The organism is Companilactobacillus sp. FL22-3, from assembly GCF_054881455.1.
Map to the genome: position 1 here is coordinate 79,616 of NZ_JBTYYZ010000008.1, position 14,434 is coordinate 94,049.

Consider the following 14,434-nt stretch of genomic DNA (forward strand, 5'->3'; position numbering starts at 1 on the left):
TTTGGCTTGTTCTTTGCGATTAAGGAATCAATAAGTAAGCGAGTGAACCAACGATCCCTCCAGCGAGAGGTCCTAAGATTGGTACCCAACTGTATGACCAGTCGGAATTACCTTTGTTGGCAATTGGTAAAATTTGATGAGCAATTCTGGGACCAAGATCTCGGGCGGGATTAATAGCATAACCAGTCGTACCACCAAGGGAGAAACCAATTGCGGTGATCAATAACCCGACGACGATTGGGTTAAGACCTTGAGTGAATTTTCCACGGGTGAAGGCTAGTAGGGCAAAGACTAGGACAAATGTCCCAATAAATTCACTAAGAAAGTTGAAGAAATAATTACGAATGGCTGGTCCAGTAGCAAAAACCCCTAAAATAGTTGCAGGGTCATCTGTTTCTTGCCAGTGTGGGTAATAATTGATCCAAACAATAACTGCACCCACGATTGCTCCTAAAATTTGAGCAATGATGTAAGGAATGACTGATGACCAAGGGAAAACACCGGCTATTGCCATCCCAACAGTTACAGCTGGATTTAAATGAGCAGGGCTCAAGAAAGCGGAACAATAGATTCCTAGAGTTACGGCTAATCCCCAGCCTAAAGCAATGGCGATCCAACCAGAACCTTCAGCTTTTGATTTCTTCAAACTGACAGCAGCGACTACGCCATCACCCAATAAAATCAAAACCAAGGTACCGATGAATTCACCGACTAATTGTAACGCTAAACTATCTTGCATAAGCTTTCCTCCTATAATTCACATGACTGCGCTTACATGTTATTATTATAACCAGACGCCAGTCCAAACGCCATGAAATACTTTTGTGAAGGATTGTTTCGGCGATAATTTGTTTAGGAGAATTTTAAAAGGAGTATTTGAAAATGAAAATTTATACACGCACTGGCGATAAAGGTCAAACTAGAATCATTGGTAATGATGTTTTATATAAGTCAGCTCCAAGAATCAACGCTTACGGCACGATTGATGAATTGAACTCATTAGTTGGGGTCACGATTGCCAATTTATCTGATCAGACCGAGAAATTACATCAAGAATTGGAAGAAATTCAACAGTTGTTATTTGACTGTGGGACTGATTTGGCAATTTCAGCAACGGATAAGAAACATGAATTTATTTTTAAAGATGACAATGGCTCAGTCGACTGGTTGGAAAAAAAGATTGATCAGTATACTGACGCTACGCCTAAGATTCAGAAGTTTATTTTGCCTGGTGGCTCCAAGACCGCTGCAAATTTGCATTTGGCTCGGACAGTTAACAGACGTGCTGAAAGAGAAATCGTAGCTTTGATGCAGGAAGAACCGATTAATGAATTTGTCTTGAAGTTTATTAATCGCTTATCAGATTACTTTTTCGCTGCAGCAAGATATAGCAACGTTTTAGATGACGTTGAAGATATTCAATACCGTAACAGTAAACCGGTTTTTAGATAGGAGAAAGTTATGCGTTCGGAAAAAGAAAAAATGTTGGCGGGCGACTTATATATTGCTCATGATCCACAATTACGAACTGAGTTTCATAAGGCCAAGCGATTGACCAGAGAATTAAACCACACGACAGAAGATCAGCCACAAGAGCGTCAAAGAATTATCAAGGAACTCTTCAAAGCAAGCGGCAAGGGCGTTTATTTGGAACCGCCTTTTTATACCGACTATGGTTGTAATACTGAAGTTGGCGATAATTTTTACGCAAATTATGAGTGTGTTATTCTCGATATTGCTGAGGTAAAGATCGGCAATAATGTCTTCTTTGGCCCCCGCGTGGGACTCTATACGGCTGGACATCCAATCGATGCCGTCATTAGAAATGAAGCGTTTGAATTTGGCAAACCAATTACGATCGGCAATGATGTTTGGGTTGGCGGTAATGTCGTTATCAATCCCGGTGTCACTGTCGGCAATAATGTTGTCATTGGTTCAGGTTCGATTGTGACAAAAGATATTCCTGATAATGTGATTGCCGTCGGAAATCCTTGCAAGGTTTTGCGAGAGATTAACGATGATGAAAAGAAATTCTGGCAAGCTGAAAAGCAAAAATACTATGAAAATTAACTGATTAATTCAAATTTTATGTGAACACGAAAAAACAACCTTGATTAAGAAAAAGGTTGTTTTTTGTTATATCATGAAAACGGGACAAAACACGTTTATGCTACAATGTTAAAGATAAACAATGTTCTAGTCTCATTTTCTAAATTTCTATATAGGGGGAGGATAATCAAATTTTGTTTTTGTAATTTGATTATGGTTATATCCTACCAACCGAATTTGAAATATCTGTTGAGAAGATGAGACGAAAGCTTAAACAAATTGTGAAGATTATTTGATTACTAAATTCCAAAAAGTTCTTCTAAATGTTGAATAACGCCTTGTTGGTTATTATCGACAGTCTCAAAAGGTGCAGTCTCTTTAACATCTAGTGCTGCATTTTTCATTGCTACACCGTGGCCCACGTAACTCAACATTTCTAGGTCGTTGCCACCGTCACCAAAAGCGCACATTTCGTCTGGTGAGATATTTAGCTTGCGAGAAAGATATTGTAGACCAGTTGCTTTGTTGACATCAGCTCTGATAACGTCGATGTCACCGTGACCACTAGTAACGATCGAAACTTCAGGACCAATTAAATCAGACAATTTCTGCATATATTCTTCAGTTTGGTCTTTGGGACAGTTACATGAAAATTTGAGAATACCATCGTCAATATCGGAGAAACTGTCAACCGAAGTTAACTCTGGAAAATAAAAATTGGAAATTTTGTAATATTCAGGAGTAGCAGACTTCAAAATATAAGCAGATTTTTGGCCACACATAATACCGGTGACATCAGGCAAGCTGTTTAAAACAGCAATCGTTTTTTGCAAAGTGGCCTCATCGAATGTATCTTGTTGGAAAACCTCTTCGTGACTGCCGATCAAAGCACCGTTTTCAGCTACAAAGAGCGTTTTAGGAAAGTCTTTAAAAAAATTACGTAATTGATAATACTGATTACCACTAGCTGAAACGAAAGTTATCCCGTGCTCAGTCATGTAGTCATAAACACGCTGGAAGCGAGCGTGATCAAAGTGCTTATCGTCGGTTAAAAATGTTCCGTCCATATCAGTTGCAACTAATTTAATTGTCATAATTATTCCTCTCAATTTAAACATTATAGTAATGATTTTATCTGGAATGATTGGTTCGTAGCAATTGATTTTAGCAAATTAATTAAATGAAAAATTTGGCAATTGCATGAGCAATTCCTTCATTATCATTGCTATCCGTAACATAAGTTGCATGTGACTTAACTAGCTCTGTACCGTTGCCCATAGCGATTGCTGTACCGGCAAAGTCAAACATTGGCAAATCATTTTGCTCATCGCCAAAGACCATGACCTCGTCGGGTGAAATATTTAAAATATCGGTGAGCAATTTAAGGCCACTGCCTTTATTCACATTTTGGTGCATTAAATCGAGGAAGTTTTTGCCTGCCCGAACGACATAACCGATGTCGCCAAAGGTTTTTTTGACCAGCGGTTCGTAGTTATCGAGTTCTTCTTTTTCACCTACGATTGCCGCTTTAGTTATTTCAAAATCCGCCGGTAGTTCGTCTGGAGTTCGTTGATAAATTCCAGCACTATTTTCATAAGCTTGAACAACGGCGATACGATTGATATCTCGATCGGAAGTAATAACTCTGCTTTGGTCATCTAACACGTAGTAGGGCATTTTGTTACTAGTGACGAAGTCGACAAACTGACGATAGACTTGATTATCGAGGGTTTGACGTTGCAAAATCGAACCGGAAACTGTTTCAATAATGGCACCGTTGTTGGTGATTACGTATTGATTATCGCCGTGTAGTCCTAAATCTTGCAAGAATGGGCTGACTCCGGCCAGTGGTCTGCCAGAGCAGAGAACGATTTTAACCCCTTGTTGAAGCAGGTTTTGAAGTGATTTCTTAGTTTGGGTAGTGATTTGTCCTACCGAATTCAATAAAGTATCATCGATATCTAAAGCAACAAGTTTGATCATATTTACTCCTTAATAAACTTAGTTAAATAAGCAGTGATATTGTATCAAATAAGTAAAGCGGTTTCAAACACGTGCTGAATCGGATAAAAGCTGCTTGGCAGAAATTTGTTCGTCATTATCAAATAGTTGTAAAATGGTCAAAGAGTTTTGTTATCAAAGTGATAGTTAGGCCTTTAAACTCATAAGAATACTCCTAAATGATATTTTTCAAACCGCTTTTAACAAAAAAAATTATTGAATATTAATTTAAAATATGTTTAAACAACATGTATAATGAATCTAATTATATAACTATCAAATTTTACAAGGATGGTGAACCATGCTAAAAAATGATTACAATATTGAACTAAAACGTCTAAGTCAAATCAAGCCAGTTGATATCCCTCATTTGAACGATGTGACCATGATTGTTAAAGACCGTATTGATAAACATTCATATGAACCGATGATTTATGATCATCTGAAAACATTGCCAGACGACCCTAGTTTGCCCAACGACTTAACTCAATTAAGAGACGGCAATAATCATGAAGACATTGATCAAAAAGAATATCAAAATGTAGTGGTTGAGGATGAGTCGATTGATGAATTAGGAAGAGAAGTCAGATATCTAAAGATTCATCAAAAACCAGTTAAAGATTCGACCAAGGCATTGATTTATTTGCATGGTGGGGCCTTCTATGGTGGTACGCCAGAAGATACTTTGCCATTTTTAAAACTTTTAGCCACAAAATTTCGAGGAACTATTTATAGCGTGGATTATGGAATTGCCCCAGAAAATCCGTATCCGTCTGCCATAGAAGATGTTTTATCAGTTGTTTCAGCTCTCAAGTCAAACTACACTTCACTATCACTTAGTGGCGACTCAGCTGGAGCGGCGATTGCTTTAAGCGTCAGTCAGCTCTGCAATTTGATGGGATTGTGCCAGATCGATAAACACATCTTGTTCTATCCTACAGTGGTTCACGGTTCGGACCATGAGGGTGCGCTTTGGGACGATAAAAAGATCAATATTGTTGATGCTCAAAGAAGAGCTTTGCATAACAATTACACGCAGTTTAAATCATTGGATACGATCATGACAGACTATTACACGGCCCACCAAAAGTTTGATTTGTCGTCGCCAATATTATCGCCACTATATGCTGATCCAAAGATTTTTAAGAATGTTTTAGTCTTAACTGGTGAATTTGATCCATTCCGATTGCAGGATGAGACTTTCATTCAAAAAATTGGTATGGCTGGATCTCAGGCTAAATATATTCGCTATGGTGGCTTAGCTCACGCATTCTTAAATTATGTCAACCAGATTCCAGCTGTGGAAGACAGTTTGTTAGAGTGTGCTAAAGAGCTGAATGATTAGAAAATACTTATTTTGAATATCTAAAAACAAAAATACCCGTTGATTCTCTGAAATCCAAGAATCAGCGGGTATTTAGTTTGAAAAAATTTGTTGCGAATTGTTCCAATCAGCTATTTTCGATAGTTTCAGTTTCTAACTGATCCTTTTGTTGACGGAGTTTTTTCAGCTCCATTCTCCAAGTGCTGACTAAGACTAATACAGAACCGATCCAAGCTAGTGGGTTGGCCATTGCCGCACCATAGAATCCAAACAAGCGGATCAAGACGATTCCGGCAAAAATTCTCATCAAAAGTTCCGCAATTCCGGCAATTGTTGGTGCCTTTTGGTTACCAAGTCCTTGAAGGGTGTATCTGACAATAAACAAGATTGACAGGATAAAGTAACTAGAACCGTTGAAGTAGTAATATATTTGAATTAAATTTAGGATTACATCTTGACTGCCGTTCATAAAGAGCTGCGAAATGTTTTGTCCAAAGATAATTAAGAAAGCGCCAATCACCAAACTAGAGGAAACGGAAATAATAATGCCGGCTTTGACACCTTGTAAGATTCGATGGAACTTTTTGGCACCTAAATTCTGAGCGGTATAGTTTACCAAAGCTAATCCAAAACTGAAGGCTGGTAATGTGGCAATCTGCTCGACACGTCCAGCGACAGTATAAGCAGCTACCGCATTAGCTCCCAGTGTATTCAACATAACTTGTAAGATAATTGAACCGATGGCAATAATAGACGATTGAAAACCCATTGGTAAACTGATTCTTAGTAGTTCTTTGATTTCTGCTTTATCTATTTTAAAGTCGCTTCTACTCAAGATTAGATAAGGAACGTGACTTCGAATATAAAAATAGAGAATTACAAAAGTGATTGTTTGTGCGACCACAGTAGCCAGTCCTGCACCAGCAACTCCCATATGTAGTAAGAGAATGAAAACCAGTTCCAATAGGATATTCAAAACGGTACTTACTATTAAGAAAAATAGCGGTACTCGAGAATCGCCTAAAGCGCGCATGGTATTTCCTAAAAAATCGAAACCTACAAAAGAGAATATTCCTGCAAAGATGATTTCCAAGAAGATAAATGAATCATGAATCAAAACTTTTGGAGTCTGCATTGCTATAAGCAGAGGATAAGCTATCAAGAGCGCCAGGATAGTAAAGATAACAGCAATCCAAAAGGAAATGATTATCCCTGAAGCAAAGCTTTTTCTAACCCCACGTTCATCGCTTGCTCCGTATTTTCTAGCAGTAAGAATCGTCAAACCACTGGTCATACCTTGAGCAAAGCCAATAACTAAAGCAGTTAATCCCCCCGTTGCACCAACACTGGCTAAAGCATCAACACTGATTGTTTTCCCAACAATTAAAGTATCAATGAAACTGTAAAATTGTTGGAAAAAGTTACCTAGTAATAAAGGAATCGTGTAAAGAAATATGACTTTCATAGGTCTGCCTTGTGTCAGATCTATCATAAAAGTCCCCGTCCTTTTTTTAGAATACGAATATTTTAGCATGTTTAATTATTAAGTCTATGGTAATAACTTATAAATCAAGATAAATTTAAAAGAATAATTTAAAGACAGGCTCAGGCTTGTTTTATAGCACAAAAAAGCCTCTGATTTCAGAATTGAAACCAGAGACAATCTGTATGTCAGTTAAAAGGTCAATTGAATCTCTTGTCCGGCAACTAAAGGTAATTTTTTGCCAGTGAAGATAACGGTGGCATCGCGGTCAGATTTAATAACAATATCGCCTTTGGTAATATGGAAACGATATTTCGTACCTTTAAAAATCAAACTGAAATCAATTTCATGCCACTGCTCTGGCAAATTAGGATTGATCTCTAATACCTCACCACGAGTATCTACTCCGGCGAAGAAAGTCGTAACGACATTTAAGGTTGCACCCATAACGCCGAGATGTAATCCTTCAGCAGTTGTACCGCCTTGAATATCATAGTAATCACTCGTTAAAGCTTCGTAAAATAGCTTCCAAGCCTTAGGATGATTGTTGATCTTCAACAGTAACATTGTATAAACGATTCGTGAAAGCGTAGAACCGTGAGTGGTTCTAGCCAAATAATAATTGATATTATCGGCCAGAAATCTGTCAGTATTGGTGATGGAGTAACCTAGATCAGACAAGATATCGAAAAATTCATTATCAGTCAGATTAAACAGAGCCATCAATGTATCGGCTTGTTTTGCGACTTGATAATTATCAGGATTATCGTCATTGGCTTTCAGAATCCGGTCCATTCGTGAGATATTGCCGTACTTTTGACGATATTTATCAAGATCGAGTTCTTTGAGATCAAAGTAGTTTTCAAATTGGCCAAGGATGTCATCTTTGAAATCTAATTTAAGACTTCTTCTGACATCATCCAATTTTTGAATCTCATAAGTGGAGAAATTAGTTCTCTCAAAATTATCTTCTAAGACGTCACTTGGTTCACTGGTGATGAGATAGAGCAGCTTTTTGAAGAGCCAGCTGACCATGATATTGGTATAGGCATTGTTTGTTAGTCCATCGTCATCATTGCCCGGATATCCTTCATGAAATTCATCAGGTCCCATGACATTTGAAATAGAGTACTGCTCGGTAATTGGATCAAGCTTAGCTAAATCTAGCCAGAATTTACTGATCTCTAGGAGCATTTCCAAGCCGTAGTCTGCCATGAAATTTTCATCGCGAGTCAAGTGGTAATAGTTCCAAATATTATAAGCAATAGCTAAGGAAACGTGACGCTGTTTACGTGAATTGTCTGGGTCCCACTGATTAGTGATAGGGTTGAGATGGACCTCTTGAGATTGTTCATCCCCATACATCGCACTTTGCCAAGGGTACATAGCACCGTTATAATCACTGTCTGACGCATAATCTTTTGCAGCCCCTAAACGATTGTAACGATACATTAATAAACTTTTGACTAAGTCTGGTTGATGGAGGACGTAGTAGTCCAAATCGAATAATTCATCCCAAAAGATATGACCACGATAGCCTTCACCTGTTAGACCACGGGACCCAATCGAAGCATCAAGATATTGGTTAGCTTCGATTTGAGCTGCACAATTCATACTGTAAATGTTGAATCTGAGCAATTTTTGCGCCGTTATATCGCCTTTGATCACAATGTTTTCGTTATGCCAGATTTTTTTCCATGAGGCTGTAGTTTCTGCTTGAGCTTGGGCAAAGCTTGGCAAAAATTCGTGTTTTTCCGCCGCAAGCTCGACATTAATATCGGTTTCAAGGGAAGTATATATCGTGACCTTTTTTTCGAAAGAGTATTTTTGACCGGCAATCGCTGTGAAAGCAACTTGTTGTTCGGCAATTTCATCTTGATTAGTTACCGAATATTGAGGGTCCTTAATCGTTGAATAGTCAATATCAGTCTTAATTGCCACTTGGACTTCTGATTGGTTAGTGTGCAACAACATCAATGATTGGGCAGCCGAATTTTTGATCGTATCAACGACAAGATGTCGTTTGGCTAAGTTGCGATATCTTTCGACATTTGAATTGACAACGGTGCCATCTGTTTGAGTATAAATTGTCACTTTGCCAGAAAAGTTGAGCGGCTCAACGATGTATTGTAAGTAATAATCATGATAGTGAGCTAGTGAGGCCAGCTTTTTTTCGGTAATCTTTAATTCTTTGCCATCCAGCAATTTCACTAGCATATCGATCGTCAAAACACCTGTCCGCAAGTCTAAAGAACGATTGCTTTCTAGGATAAAGTCTTCATCGATTGTAAAAGGTTCGCCATCATCGATTCCAAAACTGATATATTGAGCATTAGGTAAGTTAACTAAGTCTTCATTGATGATGTCACGTCCGTTAATAGGTGTTGATAATTGATTGAACACACCTGCTACATAAGTGGCTGGATAATTGTCGTCATTTGCTTTGGCTTCAAGATAAGTACCCCGTAATCCCAAGAAGCCATTGCCAATCGTTTGCATAGATTCTTGACCGTATTGACGTTTACCGTGATTGACTCCATAGTAATCCAGATGCCAAGTGGAATTATCGATTTCTTCTTGAACCGCTTGGTGGATATCGTCATGTTCAAGTTCATCCAGATTGATCACGGGAATATGGAAGACGTCTTCTATGGCAGTGGCAAAGTCGACGATATTGTTTTGGAAAACAAAAATATTATTTTTGAGTAAAAATACGTTAGGATTAGTAATGATAATCACGTCAAAGGAGTCATTAAATGTCTCTTTAAATTTTTGTAGGATTTGATTTAATTCCATATCATCACTGAAAGCAAAAAAATTATCATCAATATTTTTTATATTATCGGCATAATAGAATTTAGTATCTGTGACCTTTAAATACATTGATTTCATCTTAAGATCCTCCGTAGAATATTAAAGTTAGATTGGAACAAGTCTTGAATATATGTTTAAACACATCTCTACGTAGACTATTATACAACATGGTAATCTATATTTAATGCAAATTTCATAATAATAAATCTTCTAACTTGATGTTTACACATATTCAGTTGTACTATAGCTTTGGTTGGAATGTAACCATTTACAAAACTAAAGGAGGTTTTTTCCAATGAAGGGTTCAGTTAAACTACTTGCTCCCGTTTCTGGGAAAGTCATTGAAATGACCAAAGTTCATGACCCTATGTTCTCTGCTAAAGATATGGGTGAAGGTTTCGGCGTTATCCCTAACGATTCAACGATCGTAGCTCCTGTCTCTGGTAAAGTTATGTTAGTTGCTTCAACCAAGCATGCTGTAGGCTTTACGACCGATGATGGTTTAGAAGTCTTGGTACATATGGGTGTTGATACGGTTGAACTCAATGGTACACCGTTTGAAGTTTTTATTAAGGAAGGCGACACGGTCAAAGCTGGCGACAAGATTGCCACAATGGATCTTGATGCAGTCAATAAGGCTGGTAAAGCAACCGATATTATTGTCGCTATCACTAATACTGCCAAGGTCGTTAAAGAGATTCATGTGACGACTGGTGATATTAAGGCTGGTGATGATGCAGCCGAAGTCTTACCACTTGCTCCTGGAGAGACTGCTGCAAAGCCAAGTGGCAAAGTCGATTATGACCAATTAGGTGCCGATATTGTTAAAAATGTCGGTGGAGTCGAAAATGTTCGCAGCGTTATTCACTGTATTACTAGAGTCCGTTTCTATCTCAAGGATGACAATAAGGCTAATGATGCTGTCATCAAAGGGATGAATGGTGTCATTGATGTCGCTAAAGCTGGTGGACAATATCAAGTTGTTATCGGACCAGCAGTTGTGGACGTTTATGATGCTGTTGTCAAGGCCTTAGGACCTGGTTTTGGAGACAGCGATGACGCAGTAGCACAACCAAAAGCTAAGGCTCCAGATGGTGTCTGGCCAAAAACTAAGTTTTATTTCAGCTCATTAATCGGTGTTATTACTGCAAGTATGATGCCAATTATCGGACTGTTAGCCGCTTCAAGTATTTTGAAGGGACTTTTAGCTTTAATCGTTTCCGCTAAATGGATTTCTGCTACGAGTTCAACTTATATGATTATTAATGCAATGGGCGATTCAGTCTTTTATTTCTTACCAATTTTAGTTGGATTCACAGCTGCAAAACGTTTAGGTGCAAACCAAATTATCATGGGAGTTATCGGTGGTGTCTTGGCTTATCCAACATTAGTTCAAGTCGCTACTAAATCGAGTTCAATGGCGATGAATATCAATTCAAACTTCTTTGGTATTCCGATTCATATTGCCAACTATACCTACTCGATCTTCCCAATGATTGCTGCCGCATGGATTGCTTCTAAGCTGGAACCATGGCTCAAGAAACACATCGTACTCTCATTGAGAATGATCCTCAGTCCTTTACTTGAAGTATTTATTGTCAGCGCAATCATTATTGTCGTTGTGGGACCTATTATTACTTTAATTAGTTCATACTTAGCTGCCGGAATCGTGGCAATGCTAGTAATTAGTCCAGCTATTTCAGGTCTGATCATTGGTGGATTGTATCAATGTTTGGTTATTTTTGGTCTACATTGGGCCGTTATTCCAGTGGTTGCCAGTCAAATTGCGACAACTGGACATAGTGCTTTGAATGCTATCGTTTCAACAACGATGGTGGCTCAAGGTGCTGCTGCAATGGCTGTCTTCATTAAGACTAAGAACCATATTGATATTAAGCAAATTGCTGGTGCTGCAACGCTATCAGCCTTTTCTGGTGTTACTGAACCTGCAATGTATGGTATTAAATTGAAGTATGGTCGTATTTTCTGGACTGCTAATATTGGTAGTGCGGTAGGTGGATTATTGACCGGCTTGTTACATGTTGATATGTGGGGCTTCGCCGGTTCATTGATCGGTTTTGCATCATTTATCAATCCTAAGGGAATTGACAGTAGCTTTACTGGTTACTTGATTGCTTCTGCAGCTACAATCGTTGTTGCCTTTGTATGTACTTATATGTTTGGCTTCAAAGAAGAAGATTTCGATCACAGTCATGAAGTTGAAAAAGTAAGTTTAGGTAGTCGTGAACCAGCTGCTACTAATTAATTTAAGAGTCTCTTAAAAACGATTTTTTTATTAGGATTTGTCATATAATAATGGCAAGTCCTTTTTTTGTACCGGAGGTGTAGCATTAATGGGTGAAGTTAAAATCAGACCCACTCGGCCTGAAGAAGTTGAAGAATTATGGGAAATTGGATTCAGTGACCCCAGGGCTGAATGGACTAAATTCAATGGACCTTATTTTAATCAGAAACTACCAACCAAGGAAGAATTCGTCAGTGTTTTAGCCTATAAGAATTGGATCAACCGTCCCAACCGACTATTGATTACTTATGATGATCAAATTGTTGGTTCAGTCGGAGCAGGTTTTGAAGATGGTGATTTGCATCGTTGGTTAGATATGGGGATAATTGTTTATCGTAGTGATTTGTGGGACCAACAGATTGGTAGCCGTGCTTTAAAACTTTTCATTGATTATCTGTTCAAATTATATGATTTACCACATCTAGGTTTGACGACTTGGTCAGGAAATCCACGCATGATGCATGTCGCCCAAAAAGTGGGGATGAAGCAAGAAGCTTGTATCCGTCAGGTCCGTTATTACCATGACCAGTATTACGATAGCGTTAAATATGGAATTTTAAGAAATGAATGGAAAGATTTGAAGAAACAATAGGATCGACAGCTAATTTGTGGTTGGGTCTGAAGTGTAGCTTCATTCTCAGGCAATAAACATTTCATTGAAGTGAACCAGCAAAGTTGGTTGGTTCACTGTTTTTTTGTCTCGAAAATAGTGGTTAATTTAAGGTCTCAAACTCGGGACCAATAAGGAGTTAAGTGGACAATGTTTGTCTGACTGCTTACAATTAAAAACGAGTTTCTACTTATATAATGAGGAGTTTTGATTTTATGAAATATATGCTTGGCGTTGACATTGGTACGACAAGTACAAAAAGTGTACTCTATGACCTAAAAGGTAAAGTGATAGCCCATGCCAATAGTGGTTATAAATTGTATCAAGAAGTACCAGATATGGCTGAAGAAGACCCAGAAGAAATTTTTGATGCCGTAATTGAAGTGATGAGTCAAACTTTGCGTCAGATTGATGTTAAAGCCGATGAACTAAAGGGCGTTTCCTTTTCTTGTGCCATGCATAGCTTGATTCTGATGGATAAAAATGATCAGCCTTTGACGCGAGCCATTACTTGGGCTGACAACCGGGCTGCCAAATACAGTGAAGAACTAAATGAAAATGGTTGCGGAGCTCAGATCTACGCAAAAACCGGAACCCCAATTCATCCTATGGCACCACTGTCCAAAATCTTGTGGTTACGAAATGAAAAGCCAGAATTATTCAAAAAAACTAAGAAGTTTATTGATTTGAAGTCTTATATCTTCTTCAAATTGTTTGGTGTCTATAAAATGGACTATTCGTTGGCCTCGGCTACTGGATTGTTCAACATTTTTACGTTGGATTGGGAAAAACAGGTTTTGGATCTTTTGCAAATTCAATCAGAGCAATTACCAGATCTAGTCGAGACAACCGACATGATCACTGGATTAAAACCTCAATTTGCGGATCTTTTAGAGATTGATACTCAAACACCATTCGTCTATGGAGCTAGTGATGGGGTACTTTCAAATTTAGGGGTGAATGCAATTGAGCCAGGAGTAGTGGCGGTAACAATTGGTACTAGCGGTGCCGTCCGTGTAGTAGTGGATAAAACTATCGTTGATCCTGATGGAAAATTGTTCTGTTATGCATTAACAAACGATAAATGGGTCCTTGGCGGCCCCGTCAATAATGGTGGGATCGTCTTTCGTTGGGTCAAGGATCAATTATTTGCCCCAGAAAGAATTACAGCCCAACAAATGCAAATTTCGGCTTATGATCTTTTGACACAAATTGCTGAAAAGATTCCCGCTGGTTCAGATGGTTTACTGTTTCATCCCTATCTTGGCGGAGAACGGGCACCGATTTGGAATGCCTATGCTAGAGGCTCATTTTTTGGCTTAACTAGAAAGCACACGAGAGCACATATGGTTCGTGCAGCCTTAGAGGGAATAGTTTACAATCTGTACGTAGTCATGTTGACAATCGAAAAACTTACCGGTAAACCCGTCAGTATTCAGGCAACTGGTGGTTTTTCACGGTCAAGTTTGTGGCGACAGATGTTGGCTGACATCTTTGAACAGCCAGTGACCATTCCCGAGAGTTTTGAAAGTTCATGTCTGGGAGCAGCGGTTTTAGGGATGTACGCTCTGGGTTATATTGATGATTTAGCGGCCGTAAAAAATATGGTTGGAGTAACCCACGTTCACCAGCCTAATCAAAAAAACTTTGAAGTTTATCGTGAATTATTACCGATTTGGATCAGATTGTCTGATATCTTATCTCCGGAATACAAAGAAATTGCAGAATTTCAAAAGCGACATGAAAAATAAATTAGAATGCAAAAAAAGTTTCAAATTTAACTTTTAAAAAAAGATGCCAATAATCCTTTTATATCAAGGACGGTGGCATCTTTTTTAATCTTTTTAT

General features: G+C 38.4%; 11 protein-coding genes. 6 read left to right on the forward strand and 5 right to left on the reverse strand.

Features of this window, described 5'->3' with window-relative positions; genetic code table 11:
* Positions 1 to 19 precede the first annotated feature (19 nt).
* On the reverse strand, positions 20 to 739 hold the full coding sequence (locus ACYT32_RS08620) for an MIP/aquaporin family protein (protein WP_395265680.1): 720 nt from the start codon (positions 737 to 739) through the stop codon (positions 20 to 22).
* Between the two features lie 143 nt (positions 740 to 882).
* Between ACYT32_RS08620 and ACYT32_RS08625 the strand changes: the two genes are divergently transcribed.
* Both ACYT32_RS08625 and ACYT32_RS08630 read left to right on the forward strand, forming a co-directional pair.
* Positions 883 to 1,452: a cob(I)yrinic acid a,c-diamide adenosyltransferase gene (locus ACYT32_RS08625; RefSeq protein ID WP_395265679.1), complete on the forward strand. Its 570-nt coding sequence runs from the start codon at positions 883 to 885 to the stop codon at positions 1,450 to 1,452.
* Between the two features lie 9 nt (positions 1,453 to 1,461).
* The gene (locus tag ACYT32_RS08630; protein WP_395265678.1) at positions 1,462 to 2,070 is read left to right on the forward strand and encodes a sugar O-acetyltransferase; all 609 of its coding nucleotides are present in this window, start codon (positions 1,462 to 1,464) and stop codon (positions 2,068 to 2,070) included.
* Positions 2,071 to 2,348: 278 nt separating this feature from the next.
* Here ACYT32_RS08630 and ACYT32_RS08635 read toward each other — a convergent pair whose 3' ends face one another.
* Together ACYT32_RS08635 and ACYT32_RS08640 are read right to left on the reverse strand one after the other, a co-directional pair.
* Positions 2,349 to 3,143 carry a Cof-type HAD-IIB family hydrolase gene (locus ACYT32_RS08635; RefSeq protein ID WP_395265677.1) on the reverse strand — a complete coding sequence of 265 codons (795 nt, stop codon included), beginning with the start codon at positions 3,141 to 3,143 and terminating at the stop codon, positions 2,349 to 2,351.
* Between the two features lie 82 nt (positions 3,144 to 3,225).
* Complete coding sequence (locus tag ACYT32_RS08640) at positions 3,226 to 4,032, reverse strand: Cof-type HAD-IIB family hydrolase (protein WP_395265676.1); 807 nt, start codon at positions 4,030 to 4,032, stop codon at positions 3,226 to 3,228.
* 319 nt (positions 4,033 to 4,351) lie between these two features.
* On the opposite strand from ACYT32_RS08640, the gene ACYT32_RS08645 reads away from it, so the two are divergent.
* Positions 4,352 to 5,395: an alpha/beta hydrolase fold domain-containing protein gene (locus ACYT32_RS08645; RefSeq protein WP_395265675.1), complete on the forward strand. Its 1,044-nt coding sequence runs from the start codon at positions 4,352 to 4,354 to the stop codon at positions 5,393 to 5,395.
* Positions 5,396 to 5,501: 106 nt separating this feature from the next.
* Here the strand turns inward: ACYT32_RS08645 and ACYT32_RS08650 are convergent, their stop codons facing one another.
* Positions 5,502 to 6,866 (reverse strand): MATE family efflux transporter, encoded by a 1,365-nt coding sequence (locus tag ACYT32_RS08650; protein ID WP_395265674.1) that lies wholly within the window; start codon positions 6,864 to 6,866, stop codon positions 5,502 to 5,504.
* Between the two features lie 183 nt (positions 6,867 to 7,049).
* Positions 7,050 to 9,749 (reverse strand): glycoside hydrolase family 65 protein, encoded by a 2,700-nt coding sequence (locus tag ACYT32_RS08655; RefSeq protein WP_395265673.1) that lies wholly within the window; start codon positions 9,747 to 9,749, stop codon positions 7,050 to 7,052.
* A 217-nt stretch (positions 9,750 to 9,966) separates the two neighbouring features.
* Here ACYT32_RS08655 and ACYT32_RS08660 point away from each other — a divergent pair, with 217 nt between their 5' ends.
* From ACYT32_RS08660 to gntK, 3 genes are all read left to right on the forward strand, one after another.
* Positions 9,967 to 11,937 (forward strand): glucose PTS transporter subunit IIA, encoded by a 1,971-nt coding sequence (locus ACYT32_RS08660; RefSeq protein ID WP_395265672.1) that lies wholly within the window; start codon positions 9,967 to 9,969, stop codon positions 11,935 to 11,937.
* Positions 11,938 to 12,025: 88 nt separating this feature from the next.
* Positions 12,026 to 12,568: a GNAT family N-acetyltransferase gene (locus ACYT32_RS08665; protein WP_395265671.1), complete on the forward strand. Its 543-nt coding sequence runs from the start codon at positions 12,026 to 12,028 to the stop codon at positions 12,566 to 12,568.
* A 233-nt stretch (positions 12,569 to 12,801) separates the two neighbouring features.
* Positions 12,802 to 14,337, forward strand: a complete 1,536-nt coding sequence (gene gntK, locus ACYT32_RS08670) for a gluconokinase (RefSeq protein ID WP_395265670.1) — start codon at positions 12,802 to 12,804, stop codon at positions 14,335 to 14,337.
* Positions 14,338 to 14,434: the final 97 nt, after the last annotated feature.

Excerpts from the sequence above, each read along its gene's own strand:
- ACYT32_RS08620 (WP_395265680.1), bottom strand. The coding sequence starts at position 739 with ATGCAAGATAGTTTAGCGTTACAATTAGTCGGTGAATTCATCGGTACC.
- ACYT32_RS08625 (WP_395265679.1), top strand. The coding sequence starts at position 883 with ATGAAAATTTATACACGCACTGGCGATAAAGGTCAAACTAGAATCATT.
- ACYT32_RS08630 (WP_395265678.1), top strand. The coding sequence starts at position 1,462 with ATGCGTTCGGAAAAAGAAAAAATGTTGGCGGGCGACTTATATATTGCT.
- ACYT32_RS08635 (WP_395265677.1), bottom strand. The coding sequence starts at position 3,143 with ATGACAATTAAATTAGTTGCAACTGATATGGACGGAACATTTTTAACC.
- ACYT32_RS08640 (WP_395265676.1), bottom strand. The coding sequence starts at position 4,032 with ATGATCAAACTTGTTGCTTTAGATATCGATGATACTTTATTGAATTCG.
- ACYT32_RS08645 (WP_395265675.1), top strand. The coding sequence starts at position 4,352 with ATGCTAAAAAATGATTACAATATTGAACTAAAACGTCTAAGTCAAATC.
- ACYT32_RS08650 (WP_395265674.1), bottom strand. The coding sequence starts at position 6,866 with ATGATAGATCTGACACAAGGCAGACCTATGAAAGTCATATTTCTTTAC.
- ACYT32_RS08655 (WP_395265673.1), bottom strand. The coding sequence starts at position 9,749 with ATGAAATCAATGTATTTAAAGGTCACAGATACTAAATTCTATTATGCC.
- ACYT32_RS08660 (WP_395265672.1), top strand. The coding sequence starts at position 9,967 with ATGAAGGGTTCAGTTAAACTACTTGCTCCCGTTTCTGGGAAAGTCATT.
- ACYT32_RS08665 (WP_395265671.1), top strand. The coding sequence starts at position 12,026 with ATGGGTGAAGTTAAAATCAGACCCACTCGGCCTGAAGAAGTTGAAGAA.
- gntK (WP_395265670.1), top strand. The coding sequence starts at position 12,802 with ATGAAATATATGCTTGGCGTTGACATTGGTACGACAAGTACAAAAAGT.